The organism is Bradyrhizobium sp. BEA-2-5, from assembly GCF_032918025.1.
Lineage (GTDB): Bacteria > Pseudomonadota > Alphaproteobacteria > Rhizobiales > Xanthobacteraceae > Bradyrhizobium > Bradyrhizobium pachyrhizi.
Genome location: NZ_CP136629.1, coordinates 7736665 through 7752956 on the forward strand (window position 1 = coordinate 7736665; position 16292 = coordinate 7752956).

The following is a 16292-nucleotide window of genomic DNA, read 5'->3' on the forward strand; positions in this document are numbered from 1 at the left end:
TGCAGTCAGGCTTGTTGCGCGCCTTGCGCCTGGGCCAGTTCGGCCGCGTGCCGTTTGCGGCGGCGATCGTCACTGGAGCGCTTATTGGAGCAGCTTTGGGCGCAGCCCCTTATGTCATTTCGCAGAAGGATCGTGAATTCAAACCCGCGCAGATCTCGATCAAGCGGGGTGAGGTTTTACGGTTCGTTAACGATGACGGCGAACTGCTGCATCACGCTTATTTGAGCACCGATACGTTCAGCTTCGACTCGGGCGACCAGCAGCCGGGCAGCAAGTTCGACGTCACCTTCTCGGTGCCCGGCGACTACACCGTGCTGTGCGGCATTCATCCGAAGATGAAGCTCGCCGTCCACGTCGCCAAATAGCGCCACAGGGGCGGCGATCTACAGGACCGACGTCTTGAAGATCGCGGCGTGGCCGAAATAATAGACGAACAAGGTCACCGACAGCGCGGCACAGAGTGCGACCGGGGCGAGCCACGGCGCACGACGGTCGCGCGACAACACCTTGTTGTCGGCGACAATCGCAAGCAGGACAGCGATGATCGCCGAGTGTCCGATGGTGTCGATCTTGCCGAATTCGAAGCACGCGCTGATGAACATCCCCGTCAGCACGGTGGCGGCGCAGCGCCGGATCAGCGGCGTCCAGATCAAGGCAAAGGCAAGCGTGAATTCCACCATGCCGGCGGCGCGCATGTAGAACTCGTTGTCGAAGCCCAGCGTCATCGAGGAATGCTCGATCAGCAGCGGGAAGCTCCACTCCGGATAGGCCCATTTTTCGACCGAGGCCCACATCAACGTCACCGCGGCGGCGTAGCGCATCACGTCGATCGGCCGGACTCCGAACAAATCCTTGTTCAGCCCAACCAGTGCAAAATAGGCGGCAACACCGAGAAAGATCGGGTAATCGGCGAGGTGAAAGAGACCGTAGTCGCGCACACCGATCCCGAACAGGACCAGCATCCCCGCCGCCGACAGCGGCAGCGTGCGTCGTGACAGCATCCCGGCAGCGATCGCAAGCTGCAGCGCGCCGACGTACGGCGACGTCGTCTTCAACTCGGGCGTCAGCAGGATGCCGCCCACGGCCCAGATCGAGATGAAGAAGAAGGCGCACACGGCGCGCATCATCAATTCGGTGCGCAGCCGCAGTCCCTCGGTGACGCGGTCCATTACCCGGATCGTGGCGTCACCCAGCGAGGTGGGCTCGATCAGGCAACCCGCAAACAGCCAGAAGATGGCGACGCCGAGCAGCAGCTCGAAATCCAGGCAAAGGACATTCTCGAGTCCGCGGGGCTGACCGGCGACATCGTAGGCACAAAACCACTTGACATGTGCCTCGGCACTGCGCGCGGCTACGACACAAAAAAGAACCGCTGCAAGGCACGTGGCGAAAAAGGAGCGCACCGCCGAGACGGTATCTCGCGCCCATCCACTAAACATTGAACCAACCGCCCACACACTTAGGACTTGTTTAACTTATATCAAATTTTAAGCTTTGCGCCTGCCGGGACACCCCGGGGTTGCATTGTGGTTAATCGTGGCGGGCGAGCCCCCGGCCTGTCCCTTAGTGCAATCTTTACAGCCGGTTCCCTCAAATTTTAGCTAATTCCGGCACGGGAGCTCAATTCAACTGTCGTAGTGAAATCCGGACAAATCGGATCGGGAGGCCGGTACAGTGTTCGGAGCGTTGAGCGTCGTAAGTATCGGGGTGGGGTCGGCCCTCGCCTATGTGACAAGATCGTCCGCTGCGCGCGCAGCGACCCTCGAGACCTGCGCGGGCGCATTCGTGATCGTGGGGCTCGGCCTCCTGGGCGCGGCGCTGCCGCACCTGTCCTGAACGAACCTCGTTCTGAACCGCGTTGAGCCGAGGTCAGCGCGGCAGTTTGGGGACGCCTGCCACCGGCGGGGCCGTTGCGGTCAGGGTTTGCAGGAAGGCGATGAGGTCGTTCTTCTCGTCTGCCGTCAGGGACAGCGGCTTGATGTCGGGCGATCGGCTCGGCCGATCGATCCCACCCTTGTTGTAAAGCTCGATGACATCTTCCAGCGTCGCCACCGATCCGTCGTGCATATAGGGCGCGCGGCGCGCGACGTCGCGCAATGTCGGCGTCTTGAACGCATATTTCAGCTTCGCCGAGGTCGGGAAGAAACGGCCGCGCCCGATGTCATGGCCCTTGGCGGTGCCGATATCCTGGAAGGATCCGTCGGAAAACGACGGGCCGCTGTGGCAAGCCGAGCAACGCGCCTTGCCGTTGAAAAGCTCAAAGCCGTGCTGGGCTGATTTGCTGATGGCGGTGTCGTCGCCCTTGATCCAACGGTCGAACGGAGCCTCGCCTGCAACGATGGAGCGCTCGAAGGTCGCCAACAACGCCTCGATCCTCGGCCGCGTGATCGCGCCGTCTCCGAATGCGTGGGCGAAGGCATCGACATATCCGGGGATCGCCGAAAGTCGCGCGATCAATTCCGGCTCGGTCATGTTCAGGTTGGCCGGACTGAGGATCGGCCCGAACGCAACGGATTCCAGATCCTTGAACTTGCCGTCCCATCCCAGCGGCTCGAAGAAGGCCACATCGATCAACGTCGGCGAGCGGATCGGCAGGCCCTTGGGATCCTCACCGATGGCGCGCGGAAGGCCGTCGGCCCATGAAAGGGATGGCCTGTGGCAGCTCGCGCAGGAGTGCGTCTTTGACCTCGACAACAGCGGGTCGAAGAACAGCAGCTGTCCAAGCGCGGATTTCGCCTCCGAATAGGGATTGCTGCTCGGGAACGGAACGACGTCCGGCCGCCGATAGCTGGCACGGATTGTCGCAGGGTCGCCGGGTGCCGCCGCCGGAGTCAGGGCAAGCGACAGTCCTACCGGCAAAACTGCCGCGAGCAAGGTCAGGCTGACCCAAAGCCTCATCGGGGTCCTCAGACGGTATCCTGCTCGGTATATGCCCAAGCATGTTCAACGAAGTTTTAACAATCGGTTGCGGTCTATTACTGATACCGGGCATTGGTCACGATGACGACGGCGCATGCTTTCGCGCGTGATTTCGATCAATCCGCGCGGCGGTCCGATCACACAACCTGAGGCAGCCGCTACTTCTTCACCGGGCGCAGCGGCGCGGAGAACTGCTCCGTGCGGTCGCGCTCGGTCATGTCGACCACCGTCTCCATCGGTGCGGTCAATTCATAGACGTAGGAGACGTCGGTGAAGAAGCGCTTGGCGGTGCCCCCTAGCGCCTCGGGAGCGACGCGGTCGAGCAGGATCAGGCCGAAATCGGAATCCGGCCGACGCGTCGCCTCGCTGGTGTTGAACTCCTCCCAGCGGAAATGGAAGACCGAGTCCGCATCCTCGCCGACGACCTCCCAATTGGCGGTGATGTGCGGATGCTTTCCAACCAGCGACAGGCCCTCGTCGGAATGCGAGGCCAGCTCGAAGAACAGCAGCGACAGGCTCTGCGCCGCGCGTGCGCTGACCGCGATATCAGGACCGGTGACGGCGATGCGGTCGGCATGCGGGATGGCGCGCGCCTCGAACAGGCCCTTCAGCTTGACGCCCTGCCACTGGCTCTCGCTGAGCAGCGAGACCACGTTGGACATGGCGTGGATGCGCCCGATCAGCAGCTCGCGCGCGCTGTCCATGTCCGAGCCGTGGCGCAAGGTGCGCGTCACGATCGACTGGATCACCGCCAGGATGTTCTTGACGCGGTGGTTGAGCTCGTCGATGACCGCAGTCAGCCGGCGCTCGAACCCGATCCTGACCTGTATCTCCCGGCTGAGTCGCAGATTGTTGTAGGCGACATAGCCGAACAGGCCGCACACGATGCCGGTCAGCGCGAGGCCAATCGCCGCGACGATGGTCGCGGTCTGCTGCGCACGCACCGTGGCGTTGCTCTTGGCGTAATAGTCGAGCGACCAGTCACGGCCGCCGAACGTCACCGTGCGCACCATCGACGGCAGCGGGCCGTCCTGGCGCACCGCGCGCGAGGTGACGATGCCCTGCTCGTTGGCGGTGAACTCGTCGTTGGAGTCGCGCGGATCCTTCAGCGCCACCGCGAACAGCGAGCTGTCGTCGTTGGTCAGCATCAGCGACGACAGCTCGTAGGAGAAGGTGATGAAGCCCGCCGGCTCGGACGCGCCCTCCTGGAACACCGGCGCGGCGAGCACGACCCCGACCGGGCCGTTCTGCCGCAACAGCGGCACCGGATCGGAGGCCACCGGCTTGGCGTTGGCCATCGCCCGCGCCAGCATCGGGCCCACCACCGAGTGGCGGTCGAAGGCGCGGCCCGGAATGCTCAAGGTCTCCGGATTGCGCGGCTCGACGTCCATCAGCACGTTGATCGGCTTGTCGAGCGCCTTGAGGTCGAGCGCCTGGTCGTCGAAATCCCGGATGGTCGGGTTGGTGAAGCCGTTGGCCTTCAGCTCGGCCTGCGCCGCGGCGAGCTCGTTCGGCTTCAGCCGGGCGATCCAGCCGGCCACCACGAAATCGGTCTTGAAGGCGTAGATCGCCGAGCGCAGCGGCTCCAGCATGTTCGGCTTGATCACGGATGGCGTGCGGAACAGGCCCGAGGCGACACGCGCGAGCAGCTCCCGCTCGGTGAGGCGGTCCTGAACCAGGCTCGCATGAACGTCGATCGCGCGCGCGAGCGCGATGCCGTCGATCGCGAGCTCCTGATCGTGCACCCGATAGGCGGCAAGACCGGAGAGCAGAACTCCGATCAGCGCAATCAAGGCAACGATGAAGCCCAGTCGAACCACACGCTTACTCGGCAATCAGGGGGTGGCGAAAGGGGACGGAAGTCATCTGGCTTCTGCAAGGGCGGCGACAAATCAGGATGCGATGAAGGCCCGCCGCAAAGGAATATGGAATAGCGATCATCGGTCCGCAACAGGAGCCGGTCGGCAACATTAACAACGACGCCACCCGGCGGTCTTTGGCGGCGCCAAAGGTTGGTAATCGGCAAAGTTGGAAATTGTTCCGGCGATTGCGCAGCTTTTTTGCGGCGAGGTGCGCGCCCCTCTCATCGACCGTCACCCTGAGGAGCGCGGTACGCGCGTCTCGAAGGATGAACGGCCCGGCCGGTGGCCGTTCATCCTTCGAGGCTCGCGCTGCTCGCGCCTCAGGAAGACAGGATGGACGCTAGTGGCGTGCCACAATGATTAACGCCTAACCGGCCTAACCTGCCTTAACCTTGCCCTGCGACCGAAGGCCGCCCTTGGTCTCGATGAAGCTGATGATGCGATCGAGGCCGTCGCTCTTCTTCAGGTTGGTCATCACGAAGGGCCGCTCGCCGCGCATCCGCCTGGCGTCGGTGTCCATCTTCTCGAGCGACGCACCGACATGGGGTGCAAGATCGATCTTGTTGATCACCAGGAGGTCGGATCGCGTGATGCCGGGACCGCCCTTGGAGGGGATCTTGTCGCCGGCGGCAACGTCGATGACGTAGATCGTCAGATCGGCCAATTCCGGCGAGAAGGTCGCCGCCAGATTGTCGCCGCCGGATTCGATCAGCACCAGATCGAGGTCGGGGAATTTTGCCCGCATGTCCGCGACCGCGGCGAGGTTCATCGAGGCGTCCTCGCGGATCGCGGTGTGCGGACAACCGCCGGTCTCGACGCCGGCGATGCGATCCGGCGTCAGCGACCCCGAACGCACGAGGAACTCCGCATCCCATTTGGTGTAGATGTCGTTGGTGATCGCCGCAATGTCATAGCGCTCGCGCATGGTCTTGCAGAGCAGGTCCATCAGCGCGGTCTTGCCCGACCCGACCGGGCCGCCGACGCCGACACGAAGTGGGCCGTGGGAAGTGGGCATGTGACACGCTCTCCGTTATCGTCGTCCCGGCGAAAGCCGGGACCCATTACCACCGAATTGAATTGTTGCGCGAAGCTGGGGCCGCAGGCTTGCATAGCCACGGAGACCGGTGGTTATGGGTCCCGGCTTTCGCCGGGACGACGGTGAGACCATCATGACCGGAACAGCCTCGTGTATTGCGTCTCGTGACGCAGGCTTGCGAGATCGGCGCGAAAGGTCGCGCCGCCGAGATCGTCGAGCGAGGCCGCATTGGCCCCCGCCGCGGTCGCTGCCACGACCGGCTCGAGATCGGCCAGCACGCGCTGACTGGCGGTCTGCCCGAGCGGGATCAGCCGGCTGCCCGCGGAAATCCAGTTGGAGGTCACGGCATGCAGGAAGGCGTGCAGCGCCGGCGCAAGCCGAATGCCGTGTGCAGCGCTGACGATGCCGACCGCCAAGGGGTAGACGACAGGGCCCTCGCAAGCCGCGATCATCGCGTCGAGGTCGGGCGAATTCCAGGCGGCGCGGGCGATGTCGATGAAGGCGCGGCCCTGCGAGGCCGTCTCCAGCTGCCGCTCGCGCGACGGCACGAAGGCGGCGGCGAGCTCGGCGATCTCGTTCAGCCCGGCATGATTGGGCTGCAACGCCGCACGAAAACTCTGCGCGAGAAACACGGCGTCGCAAAATCCGCTGCCGTCGGAAAGCATCGCGGCGAGCCAATCGCGCAGCGACGCGGCATCCGTGATGTCGCCGGCCTCGACCGCCCATTCGATGCCACTGGAATAGGCGAACGCCCCCACCGGAAAGGACGGCGACAGCCACGTCATCAGCCGATACAGCGCGGCCGCCTCGTCCTCCGCCATCCCGCCGCGCATCGCGGCGGGATCAGGCTCATTTGTGGTCATGAGCATGGGAGTGGTCGTGGTGATGATGAGCATGCTCGCAATGCTCATCATGATGATGGTGGTGGTCATGGTCAGGCCCATGATCATGGCCATGGTGGTGACCGTGATCATGCGCATGGCTGTGGGCATGATCGTGCCCGGTGTGACCATGCGCGTGCTCGTCGGCATGCGCATGCTCGGCATAGGCGCCGCCCTCGGGATCGAACGGTGCCTCGATCTCGATGACACGGGCCCCTAACCCCTTCACCATCGCCTCGATCACGTGATCCCTGCGGATGCGCAATCCCTTCGGCATGATCTGGGTCGGCAGATGACGGTTGCCGAGATGCCAGGCGACCCGGATCAGATGATGCGGATCGCTGCCGCGGATTTCCGCCAGCGGCTCGGGAGCTGCGACCACCTCGACGAGACGACGGTCCTCCAGCACCAAGGCATCGCCGCCGCGCAGCGCGACGGCGTTTTCGAGATCAAGCAGGAATTCGAGCCCGCGCGTCCCTGACATCACCATCCGCCGCCGGTGCCGGTCGTCGAAATCGAGCACGACGGTGTCGGCTGGCGCTTCCGTCCAGCGATGCTGTCCCAGGACCTTGGTGGCGCGGATCATCGATGCCTCAGAGCTTCTCGACCTTGGCGTCGCTGATGATCTCGATCACCGTCGGCCCGGTCTTCATGTTAGCGGAATATTCGCGCCATACCTTCATGTGCGGCGCCCTGGCATGGGCGTTGAGGTCCTCGCGGCTCTCCCAGCGCTCGACCACCACATAGAGGTTGGGATCGTTGACGCTGACATTGCCGTCGTAGGAGATGCAACCCTTCTCCTTGCGGGTCTCGACCGTGCAGGCCTTGTGCCCCTTGATGAAGTCGTCCTTGTTCTCCGGCTTCATCGGCGTGGTGGCGATGACATAGATCATGGATTATCTCCCTTCTTTTTCTCGTTAGCGAACCTCGACCTTCTCGGGTGTGATCACTTCGATCTTCGGCGGTGCCGTGAAGCACTTCACCGCGACGCGGCCGAACGTCTTCATGTGCTCCATGCCCCGATGCGGCACCAGAGCCTCGGCGTTTTCCCACTGCTCGACGAACACCATCTTGCTGGGATCGGTGACGCTTTCATGCAGATCATAGGCGATATTGCCGGGCTCCTTCCGCGTCTCCTTGATGCAGGCGGTGGCCGCTGCGATGAATTCGGCGCGCGTTTCGGGCTTGATAGTCAAAGTAGCAACGACGTAAATCACGGAAATTCCTCCCGGTTTTCTCTTTTTGGCTTGAGTCTTGTTTTGACGCGTTTTCTTTCCGCGAACCGGAAATCCACTTCGCTCGAAAACGCTCTGGTTACCGGGACGGGTTTTAGAACATGAAATACCGCTGCGCCATCGGCAGCACCTCAGCGGGCGGGCAGGTCAGCAGTTCGCCGTCGGCGCGCACCTCGTAGGTCTCCGGGTCGACCTCGATATTGGGCGTGGCGTCGTTGTGGATCATGCTCTTCTTGGAGATCCTGCCGCGGGTGTTCTGGACGGCATAGAGCTTCTTGTCGATGCCGAGCTTGCGCGCGAGACCGTTGGCGACGGCAGCCTTCGAGGTGAAGACGACGGAGGACGCCGTGAGCGCCTTGCCGAAGGCGCCGAACATCGGCTGGTAGTGCACCGGCTGAGGCGTCGGAATCGAGGCATTGGGATCGCCCATGGGCGCGGCGACGATGCTGCCGCCCTTGACGATGCAATCCGGCTTGACGCCGAAGAACGCGGGCGACCACAGCACGAGATCGGCCAGCTTGCCCTTCTCGACCGAGCCGATCAGCTTCGACACGCCGTGCGCGATCGCGGGATTGATCGTGTATTTGGCGATGTAGCGCTTGACGCGGAAATTGTCGTTGTCCTTGCCCTTGTCCTGCGGCAGCGAGCCGCGTTGCTTCTTCATCTTGTCGGCGGTCTGCCAGGTCCGAATGATGACCTCGCCGAGGCGGCCCATGGCCTGCGAGTCCGAGGACATCATCGAGAGCGCGCCGAGGTCGTGCAAGATGTCTTCGGCCGCAATCGTCTCCTTGCGGATGCGACTTTCGGCGAACGCCAGATCTTCCGCGATCGAGGGATCGAGGTGGTGGCACACCATCAGCATGTCCAGATGCTCGTCGATGGTGTTGCGGGTGAAGGGCCGCGTCGGGTTGGTCGAGGACGGCAGCACGTTCTTCAGGCCGGCGATCTTGATGATGTCGGGGGCGTGACCGCCGCCGGCGCCTTCGGTGTGGAAGGCGTGAATGGTGCGGCCCTTGAACGCCTTGACCGTGTCCTCGACGAAGCCGGATTCATTCAGCGTGTCGGTGTGGATCATCACCTGGATGTCGTGATCGTCGGCGACCGCCAGGCAATTGTCGATCGCGGCCGGCGTCGTGCCCCAGTCCTCGTGCAGCTTCAGCGCGCAGGCGCCGGCCTTGATCATTTCGACCAGCGCGGCAGGGCGCGAGGCGTTGCCCTTGCCGGAGATGCCGAGATTGACCGGGAAGGCATCGAACGACTGGATCATCCGCGCGATGTGCCACGGGCCGGGCGTGCAGGTGGTGGCGAAGGTGCCGTGCGAGGGGCCGGTGCCGCCGCCCAGCATCGAGGTGACGCCACTCATCAGCGCGTGCTCGATCTGCTGCGGGCAGATGAAATGAATGTGGCTGTCGAAGCCGCCGGCGGTGAGGATCTTTCCTTCGCCCGCGATGACATCGGTGCCGGGACCGATGACGATGGTGACGCCGGGCTGGATGTCGGGATTGCCGGCCTTGCCGATCCCGGCGATCATGCCGTCCTTGATCGCGACGTCGGCCTTCACGATGCCCCAGTGATCGACGATCAGCGCATTGGTGATGACGGTGTCGGCCGCACCCTGCCTGTTGGTGACTTGCGACTGCCCCATGCCGTCGCGGATCACCTTGCCGCCGCCGAACTTCACCTCCTCGCCATAGGTGGTGAAATCCTTCTCGACCTCGATGATGAGGTCGGTGTCGGCCAGTCGCACCTTGTCGCCGGTGGTCGGGCCGAACATGTCGGCGTAGACGGAACGCTTTATTTTCGTGCTCACAGCGTGCTCCTTGCAAGCTTGACGGTATCGTCGAACATGCGGTCGAGAGTTGCGTTGCCGCCGCGACAACCCGCGACAACCTTCTCTGCCCAGTCGACGTAATCGGTGAGATCCGCGCGCTCGTCTGCGTTTGGATCGGCATGAATGCGCGCGCGAATATTGCTGATCTTGTCGGCAATTTTGATGAGCTTCGCGCTGGGTGACTTGGCCGGCGAGTGCACGATCTGCAATTCACGACGCACGCTCTTGGGCAACCGCATGTCGTCGGTCACTTCTGCCACCAGGTCGGCAACACGCTCGCCGAACTTTTGCGCGAGCTCTTCCTGTGTCACAGCCGTGTCTTCGATCGTATCGTGTAGCCAGCCTGCCGCAATGAGTTCGGCGTCCCGGCCATCCATCGCGGTCGCAAGTAGATTTGCCACTTCAGCAAGATGATTGACATAAGGCTCGTCGCCGCGCCCTTTGCGCGCCATTCCTGCATGATGCTGCGCAGCGAACTCGGCGGCTTCGGAGACAAGCCGGATCGGGTGCATCCACATATCATCGCCTCCTAACGGCCGGCGAGCTTCCTGTCAGAGGCCATCGCGTCACAGCTTCCCTTTCACCTCGGCGCGGAAGCCATGGATGACCCGCTTGCCGGCGAGGGCGACGAGCTGGACGTCGCGGGTCTGGCCGGGCTCGAAGCGGACGGCGGTGCCGGCGGCAATGTCGAGACGCATGCCGCGAGCCTTCTTGCGGTCGAACTTCAGCGCGGGGTTGGTCTCGAAGAAATGGTAGTGCGAGCCGACCTGGATCGGACGGTCGCCGGTGTTGGCAACCGTCAGCGTCACCGTCTTGCGCCCAGCATTCAGCTCGATCTCGCCGTCCTGGATGAAGAGTTCGCCGGGAATCATGTCGCGCTCCTATCGGATCGGCTCGTGCACGGTGACGAGCTTCGTTCCGTCAGGGAACGTCGCCTCGACCTGGATGTCGTGGATCATCTCAGAGATTCCCGGCATCACCTGGTCGCGGGTCAGCACCTGCGCGCCGGATTGCATCAGCTCGGCAACGGTACGACCGTCGCGCGCGCCCTCGAGGATGAAATCGGAGATGATCGCGATCGCCTCGGGATGGTTGAGCTTGACGCCGCGGTCCAGCCTGCGGCGCGCCACGATCGCCGCCATCGAGATCAGAAGCTTGTCCTTTTCGCGGGGAGACAGATTCATGCGAGCACTCTGATCGTTCTTTGAGAGGTCTAGTTGAGCCAAAGCCGCGGCAGCGGGACAGTGGAGGCGCGGCCGAGCACCGCCATCATGTCGGCGCGCAAACGCGCCGCATCTTGGGCACAGAACCGCGCCATTGCAAAGCCATTCCAGGCGGATATCCCGACCTCGCCGGAGAACGATTCCGACGCCTCGCGGATGCGCTCGACCAGTGCCTCATCGCCGGGCACGATCAGGGCCGTGCCGATCGCGCAGCCGCCGCCCGCGATCGCGGGTCGCGCGAGCTTCTCGCCGATCTCGCCGTCGAGGCGGATCGTCTCGGCGAAGACCAGCCTGCCGCCGCGGCGCATCCGCCAGCGGTCGACGAATTCGCCCTGCTCCATCCGCTCGCCCATGGCGGTGCGGCCGAACACGACGATCTCGCAAAGCAGGAGCGAGGCACCCTCGGCAAGGTCGATGTCGAAGCTGCGGTGAATGCGGGCACGGTCGAACAGGATGGTTTCCTGCGGCAGCCAGGCGAGATGCGCGCCTGCGGCAACGGTCAGCGCGATGTCGAGCCGTGCCGCCGCGGGGCATGCTGCGATCGGATCGGATCGCACCAAGCCCTCATTTTTTTTGGACGCGTTTTCTTTACGCGAACCGGCCACCACTTCGCTCGAAAACGCTACGGGCGCCCGGTAAACCTTCTCAGCCGCCGCGGTGGTCAGCGTCAAACGCGCGCCCTCGCCGGCCGCGACCGCGATCTCGAAGCGGTCCCCGCCGGCAATGCCGCCGGCGGTGTTGACGAACATGGCCGAGAGGCCGTCGTCCTCCGGCGATGGGAAGCGGACGCGCAGCGAGCCGGACTCATGCAGGTCGCCGCGGCGGGTGGCGCCATCCTTGAGATGCACGCCGAACCGGACCGCACCCTGGGCGCGGTTTGCCGCAAACGTTGCCGCTGCCGCGCCTGCGATCCCGGTCCGCATCCCCCGACGCTCCCTTCGCGCGCCACAACAGGCGGCGTCACATCCTGTTTACAGCGCCATCTGGCGGCTGATCTCGCCGGGATCCAGGTTGGCGCGATCGCAGGTGAACTTCACCGCGCCGCGATCCATCACCGCGAAACTGTCGCCGAGTTCGCAGGCAAAGTCGAGATATTGTTCGACCAGCACGATGGCGATGTTGCCGAGGTTGCGCAGGTAGGAGATGGCACGGCCGATGTCCTTGATGATCGAGGGCTGGATGCCCTCGGTCGGCTCATCCAGCAGGAGCAGCTTCGGCCGCATCACCAGGGCGCGGCCGATGGCGAGCTGCTGCTGCTGGCCGCCGGAGAGGTCGCCGCCGCGCCGGCCGAGCATGGATTGCAACACCGGAAACAGCGAGAAGACGTCGTCCGGAATATGCCTGTCCTCGCGCTTGAGCGGCCCGAAGCCGGTCTTGAGGTTTTCCTCGACCGTCAGCAGCGGAAAGATCTCGCGGCCCTGCGGCACGAAACCGATGCCCTTGCGCGCACGCTCATAGGGCTTCAGGCCCGTGATGTCCTTGCCGTCGAAATTGATAGTGCCCGAGGAGATCGGATACTGCCCGACCATGGCACGCAAGAGAGACGTCTTGCCGACGCCGTTGCGCCCGAGCACGCAAGTCACCTTGCCCGGCTCGGCCGAGATCGAGACGCCGCGCAGCGCCTGCGCCGCGCCGTAGAACAGGTTGATGTTGTCGATCTTCAGCATCGCGCTAGCGTCCCAGATAGACTTCGATGACCCGCTCGTTGGACGAGACCTGGTCGATGGTTCCTTCCGCGAGCACGGTGCCTTCGTGCAGGCACGTGACCTTGACCCCGAGCTCGCGCACGAAGGTCATGTCGTGTTCGACCACCATGACCGTGTGGGTCTTGTTGATCTCCTTGAGCAACTCGGCGGTGAGATGCGTCTCGACGTCGGTCATGCCGGCGACAGGCTCGTCGACGAGGAGCAGCTTGGGATCCTGCGCCAGCAGCATGCCGATCTCGAGCCACTGCTTCTGGCCGTGACTGAGGCTGCCGGCAAGGCGGTTGCGGGCCTCGGTGAGGCGGATCGTCTCCAGCACCTTGTCGATGCGCTCGGCTTCCGCCTTGCTGCCGCGCCAGAACAGCGTGGCCCTGACGCTGTGGTCGACGTTGAGCGCGAGCAGCAGGTTGTCCTGCACGGTCTGGCTCTCGAACACGGTCGGCTTCTGGAATTTCCGGCCGATGCCGAGCTCGGCGATGCGGGTCTCGTCGAGCCGCGTCAGGTCGGTGACGCCGTCGAACAGCACGGCGCCCTCGTCGGGCTTGGTCTTGCCGGTGATGATGTCCATCATCGTGGTCTTGCCGGCGCCGTTCGGGCCGATGATGGCGCGCATCTCGCCGGGCTCGAGCGTCAGCGAAAGATTGTTGATGGCGTGGAAGCCGTCGAACGAGACGTGCACCCCGTCCAGATAGAGCATCGCGGAAGTCGCGCGGGTATCCATGACGTTCATCTGCCTACTCCGCAGCGTTCGGTGCGCCGATGCCGTCTTCGCGCGCGGCGCTGTCGGCGTCGGGAGAGCTGTGCCGTGCCTTCTCCCACCAGGCGTTGAAGGTGCCGACGATGCCCTTCGGCAGCAGCAGCGTCACCAGGATGAACAGCGCGCCCAGCATGAACAGCCAGTACGGCGCGAGCATGCCGGAGGTGAAGAACGTTTTTGCATAGTTGACGACGACGGCGCCGAGCGCGGCACCGACCAGCGTGCCGCGGCCGCCGACCGCGACCCAGATCACCGCCTCGATCGAGTTGCCCGGGGCGAACTCGCTCGGATTGATGATGCCGACCTGCGGCACGTAGAGCGCACCGGCGACGCCGGCCATGCAGGCCGAAACCGTGAACACGAACAGCTTGTAGGATTCGACGCGGTAACCCAGGAAGCGCGTCCGCGATTCCGCGTCGCGCACCGCGATCAGCACCTTGCCGAGCTTGGACGAGACGATGGCGCGGCAGATCAGGAAACCTACGATCAGCGCCAGGCAGCTCAGCGCGAACAGCGCGGCACGGGTGCCCTCCGCCTGGACGTTGAAGCCCAGAATGTCCTTGAAATCGGTGAGGCCGTTATTGCCGCCAAAGCCGAAGTCGTTGCGGAAGAAGGCGAGCAGCAGCGCATAGGTCATCGCCTGCGTGATGATCGACAGGTACACGCCGGTGACGCGGGAGCGGAACGCGAGCCAGCCGAAGCAGAAGGCGAGCAGGCCGGGCACGACCAGCACCATCAGCGCGGCGAACCAGAACATGTCGAAGCCGTACCAGTACCACGGCAGCTTCTCCCAGTTCAGGAACACCATGAAATCGGGCAGGACCGGATTGCCGTAGACGCCGCGGGTGCCGATCTGCCGCATCAGGTACATGCCCATGGCGTAGCCACCGAGCGCGAAGAAGGCGCCGTGACCGAGCGAGAGGATGCCGCAATAGCCCCAGATCAGGTCGATCGAGAGCGCCAGAATGGCGTAGCAGACATATTTGCCCCAGAGCGCGACGAGATAGGTCGGCACTTGGAACATCGAACCCTGCGGCAGCAGCAGGTTCGACAGCGGGATCAGCACGCCGATCGCGGCGACGATCAGGACGAACGCGGTCGCCGCACGGTCGAGCGAACGGGTGAGGATGTGAGGGGTCATGCTTCCACCGCGCGGCCCTTGAGCGCGAACAGGCCGCGCGGCCGCTTTTGAATGAACAGGATGATGAGGACCAGGATCGCGATCTTGCCGAGCACGGCGCCGGCGACCGGCTCCAGGAACTTGTTGGCGATGCCGAGCGTGAAGGCGCCGACCAGCGTGCCCCAGAGATTGCCGACCCCGCCGAACACCACGACCATGAAGCTGTCGATGATGTAGCTCTGGCCAAGATTGGGGCTGACATTGTCGATCTGCGACAGCGCCACGCCGGCGATGCCGGCGATTCCCGAGCCGAGGCCGAAGGTCAGCGCATCGACGCGCGAGGTGGCAATGCCCATCGAGGCCGCCATGCGGCGGTTCTGCGTCACCGCGCGCATCTCGAGGCCGAGCGCCGTGTAGCGCAGCATCGCGAGCAGGATCATGAACACGGCGAGCGTGAAGACGAGGATCCAGAGCCGGTTATAGGTGATGGTGATCTGGCCGAGCTCGAACGCGCCGCTCATCCAGGAGGGGTTGCCGACCTCGCGATTGGTCGGGCCGAACATCGTTCGCACCGCCTGCTGCAGCACCAGCGACAGGCCCCAGGTGGCAAGCAGCGTCTCCAGCGGCCGGCCGTAGAGGAAGCGGATGATGCTGCGCTCGATTAAGACGCCGATGGCACCGGCGACGACGAAGGCGAGCGGCACGGCGATCAGCAGCGAATAGTCGAACAGGCCGGGATAGCGGGTTCGGATCACCTCCTGCACCACGAAGGTGGTGTAGGCCCCGATCATCACCATCTCGCCATGCGCCATGTTGATGACGCCCATCACGCCGAAGGTGATGGCGAGTCCGATCGCGGCGAGCAGCAGCACCGAGCCGAGCGAGAGGCCGTACCAGGCATTCTGCACCATGGACCAGACCGCCAGCGAGCTCTGGATCGAGGACACCGCGCTCGCGGCCGCGTTGGCGACCAGCGGCGGCTGGTCGGCGCCGAGGGCGGTGAGCAGCGCCAGCGCCTCCTGATCGCCGCGCGCCTTGACCACGGCGACGGCGTCGAGCTTGTCGCTGTCGGATGCGTCCGACTTGAACAGGATGATGGCGGCGCGCGCCTCGGCGAAGGCCTGCTTGACCGACTTGACGCTCTCCTTGGCGAGCGCGCTCTCCACCGTCGGCAGCACATTCTCCTCGTGGCTCTTGAACACCGACTGCGCGGCGGCGAGGCGCTTGGCCGGGTCCGGCGACTGAAGCGTCAGGCCGCCGAGCGCGGCGTCGACGCTGCGGCGCAGGCGGTTGTTGAGGCGGACCGCGGCGGCGTTGTCGGGCAGCTTGTCGACGGCAGCCCCCGTGGCGGCGTCGACAATCTTGCCGTCGGTCCGCGTGATGAAGACCTTCTTGCTGTCGGGATCGGCCGAGAGCCGGCCGTCCTGCAGCGCACTGATGATGGGCGAGGCCAGCGCATTGCCCGATGCGGCGACCACGCCGATCGCCTCTTCCGTGTCGGAAAAATCGTCATTGGCGAATTTGGCGACCGCATCCTCGAACGGACCGGCGAAGGCCGGCACTGTCAGGCAGCTCAGCAGCAGGATCGAGAGAAACAGCGCACGAAAACGATCAATACAATTGGCGAACACGTCAGTACCCCGGCAGGAGTGTGAGGAGAAGGCGGCGAGCTGTGCCGCCTTCTCCAGGTTCTTGGATGGTTGTGTTGTGTCGTTGTTCAGGTCA

Annotated in this window: 18 protein-coding genes; 1 reads left to right on the forward strand and 17 read right to left on the reverse strand. The window is 64.2% G+C overall.

Translation table 11 applies throughout. The annotated features are described in order from the left end of the window. The first annotated feature begins 11 nt into the window (after positions 1-11). Positions 12-365, forward strand: a complete 354-nt coding sequence (locus RX327_RS36100) for a methylamine utilization protein (RefSeq protein WP_410712122.1) — start codon at positions 12-14, stop codon at positions 363-365. Positions 366-383: 18 nt separating this feature from the next. On the opposite strand, the gene RX327_RS36105 is transcribed toward RX327_RS36100, so the two are convergent. The 17 genes from RX327_RS36105 to urtB all read right to left on the reverse strand — a co-directional run bounded on the left by RX327_RS36105 (position 384) and on the right by urtB (position 16183). Next, positions 384-1439: a hypothetical protein gene (locus RX327_RS36105; protein ID WP_244482577.1), complete on the reverse strand. Its 1056-nt coding sequence runs from the start codon at positions 1437-1439 to the stop codon at positions 384-386. 430 nt (positions 1440-1869) lie between these two features. Further along, positions 1870-2898 carry a cytochrome-c peroxidase gene (locus tag RX327_RS36110; protein WP_317248726.1) on the reverse strand — a complete coding sequence of 343 codons (1029 nt, stop codon included), beginning with the start codon at positions 2896-2898 and terminating at the stop codon, positions 1870-1872. Between the two features lie 179 nt (positions 2899-3077). Next, a complete protein-coding gene (locus RX327_RS36115; RefSeq protein ID WP_317248727.1) occupies positions 3078-4739 on the reverse strand; it encodes an HWE histidine kinase domain-containing protein in 1662 nt (553 codons plus the stop codon). A gap of 418 nt (positions 4740-5157) precedes the next feature. Beyond that, positions 5158-5796: an urease accessory protein UreG gene (ureG, locus tag RX327_RS36120; protein ID WP_317248728.1), complete on the reverse strand. Its 639-nt coding sequence runs from the start codon at positions 5794-5796 to the stop codon at positions 5158-5160. Positions 5797-5948: 152 nt separating this feature from the next. Then, positions 5949-6686: an urease accessory protein UreF gene (locus tag RX327_RS36125; RefSeq protein ID WP_317251404.1), complete on the reverse strand. Its 738-nt coding sequence runs from the start codon at positions 6684-6686 to the stop codon at positions 5949-5951. Next, on the reverse strand, positions 6667-7284 hold the full coding sequence (locus RX327_RS36130) for an urease accessory protein UreE (protein WP_283088702.1): 618 nt from the start codon (positions 7282-7284) through the stop codon (positions 6667-6669). The genes RX327_RS36125 and RX327_RS36130 overlap by 20 nt, the downstream gene beginning before the upstream one ends. A 7-nt stretch (positions 7285-7291) precedes the next feature. Beyond that, entirely contained in the window at positions 7292-7591 is a 300-nt protein-coding gene (locus RX327_RS36135; RefSeq protein WP_016847276.1) for a putative quinol monooxygenase, read from the reverse strand. 24 nt (positions 7592-7615) lie between these two features. Then, complete coding sequence (locus tag RX327_RS36140) at positions 7616-7915, reverse strand: putative quinol monooxygenase (RefSeq protein ID WP_283082271.1); 300 nt, start codon at positions 7913-7915, stop codon at positions 7616-7618. A gap of 112 nt (positions 7916-8027) precedes the next feature. Next, positions 8028-9743 (reverse strand): urease subunit alpha, encoded by a 1716-nt coding sequence (gene ureC, locus RX327_RS36145; RefSeq protein WP_317248729.1) that lies wholly within the window; start codon positions 9741-9743, stop codon positions 8028-8030. Further along, on the reverse strand, positions 9740-10282 hold the full coding sequence (locus RX327_RS36150) for an HD domain-containing protein (protein ID WP_082190784.1): 543 nt from the start codon (positions 10280-10282) through the stop codon (positions 9740-9742). The genes ureC and RX327_RS36150 overlap by 4 nt, the downstream gene beginning before the upstream one ends. 48 nt (positions 10283-10330) lie before the next feature. Continuing rightward, on the reverse strand, positions 10331-10636 hold the full coding sequence (locus RX327_RS36155; RefSeq protein WP_317248730.1) for an urease subunit beta: 306 nt from the start codon (positions 10634-10636) through the stop codon (positions 10331-10333). Between the two features lie 9 nt (positions 10637-10645). Then, positions 10646-10948 carry an urease subunit gamma gene (locus RX327_RS36160; RefSeq protein ID WP_317248731.1) on the reverse strand — a complete coding sequence of 101 codons (303 nt, stop codon included), beginning with the start codon at positions 10946-10948 and terminating at the stop codon, positions 10646-10648. A 29-nt stretch (positions 10949-10977) separates the two neighbouring features. Further along, positions 10978-11910 (reverse strand): urease accessory protein UreD, encoded by a 933-nt coding sequence (locus RX327_RS36165; protein ID WP_317248732.1) that lies wholly within the window; start codon positions 11908-11910, stop codon positions 10978-10980. A gap of 48 nt (positions 11911-11958) precedes the next feature. Next, complete coding sequence (urtE, locus tag RX327_RS36170) at positions 11959-12654, reverse strand: urea ABC transporter ATP-binding subunit UrtE (protein ID WP_317248733.1); 696 nt, start codon at positions 12652-12654, stop codon at positions 11959-11961. A 4-nt stretch (positions 12655-12658) separates the two neighbouring features. Further along, the gene (urtD, locus tag RX327_RS36175) at positions 12659-13420 is read right to left on the reverse strand and encodes an urea ABC transporter ATP-binding protein UrtD (RefSeq protein WP_317248734.1); all 762 of its coding nucleotides are present in this window, start codon (positions 13418-13420) and stop codon (positions 12659-12661) included. A gap of 4 nt (positions 13421-13424) precedes the next feature. Further along, a complete protein-coding gene (gene urtC / locus RX327_RS36180) occupies positions 13425-14588 on the reverse strand; it encodes an urea ABC transporter permease subunit UrtC (RefSeq protein WP_317248735.1) in 1164 nt (387 codons plus the stop codon). Further along, a complete protein-coding gene (urtB, locus tag RX327_RS36185) occupies positions 14585-16183 on the reverse strand; it encodes an urea ABC transporter permease subunit UrtB (RefSeq protein ID WP_410712223.1) in 1599 nt (532 codons plus the stop codon). The genes urtC and urtB overlap by 4 nt, the downstream gene beginning before the upstream one ends. Positions 16184-16292 lie beyond the last annotated feature (109 nt).

What these genes read in the sequence shown, in the direction of transcription:
- RX327_RS36165 (WP_317248732.1), bottom strand. Translation starts at nt 11,910, where the DNA reads ATGCGGACCGGGATCGCAGGCGCGGCAGCGGCAACGTTTGCGGCAAAC.
- RX327_RS36150 (WP_082190784.1), bottom strand. Translation starts at nt 10,282, where the DNA reads ATGTGGATGCACCCGATCCGGCTTGTCTCCGAAGCCGCCGAGTTCGCT.
- RX327_RS36160 (WP_317248731.1), bottom strand. Translation starts at nt 10,948, where the DNA reads ATGAATCTGTCTCCCCGCGAAAAGGACAAGCTTCTGATCTCGATGGCG.
- urtC (WP_317248735.1), bottom strand. Translation starts at nt 14,588, where the DNA reads ATGACCCCTCACATCCTCACCCGTTCGCTCGACCGTGCGGCGACCGCG.
- RX327_RS36130 (WP_283088702.1), bottom strand. Translation starts at nt 7,284, where the DNA reads ATGATCCGCGCCACCAAGGTCCTGGGACAGCATCGCTGGACGGAAGCG.
- urtE (WP_317248733.1), bottom strand. Translation starts at nt 12,654, where the DNA reads ATGCTGAAGATCGACAACATCAACCTGTTCTACGGCGCGGCGCAGGCG.
- RX327_RS36135 (WP_016847276.1), bottom strand. Translation starts at nt 7,591, where the DNA reads ATGATCTATGTCATCGCCACCACGCCGATGAAGCCGGAGAACAAGGAC.
- RX327_RS36125 (WP_317251404.1), bottom strand. Translation starts at nt 6,686, where the DNA reads ATGCTCATGACCACAAATGAGCCTGATCCCGCCGCGATGCGCGGCGGG.
- ureG (WP_317248728.1), bottom strand. Translation starts at nt 5,796, where the DNA reads ATGCCCACTTCCCACGGCCCACTTCGTGTCGGCGTCGGCGGCCCGGTC.
- RX327_RS36105 (WP_244482577.1), bottom strand. Translation starts at nt 1,439, where the DNA reads ATGTTTAGTGGATGGGCGCGAGATACCGTCTCGGCGGTGCGCTCCTTT.
- urtD (WP_317248734.1), bottom strand. Translation starts at nt 13,420, where the DNA reads ATGAACGTCATGGATACCCGCGCGACTTCCGCGATGCTCTATCTGGAC.
- RX327_RS36155 (WP_317248730.1), bottom strand. Translation starts at nt 10,636, where the DNA reads ATGATTCCCGGCGAACTCTTCATCCAGGACGGCGAGATCGAGCTGAAT.
- RX327_RS36110 (WP_317248726.1), bottom strand. Translation starts at nt 2,898, where the DNA reads ATGAGGCTTTGGGTCAGCCTGACCTTGCTCGCGGCAGTTTTGCCGGTA.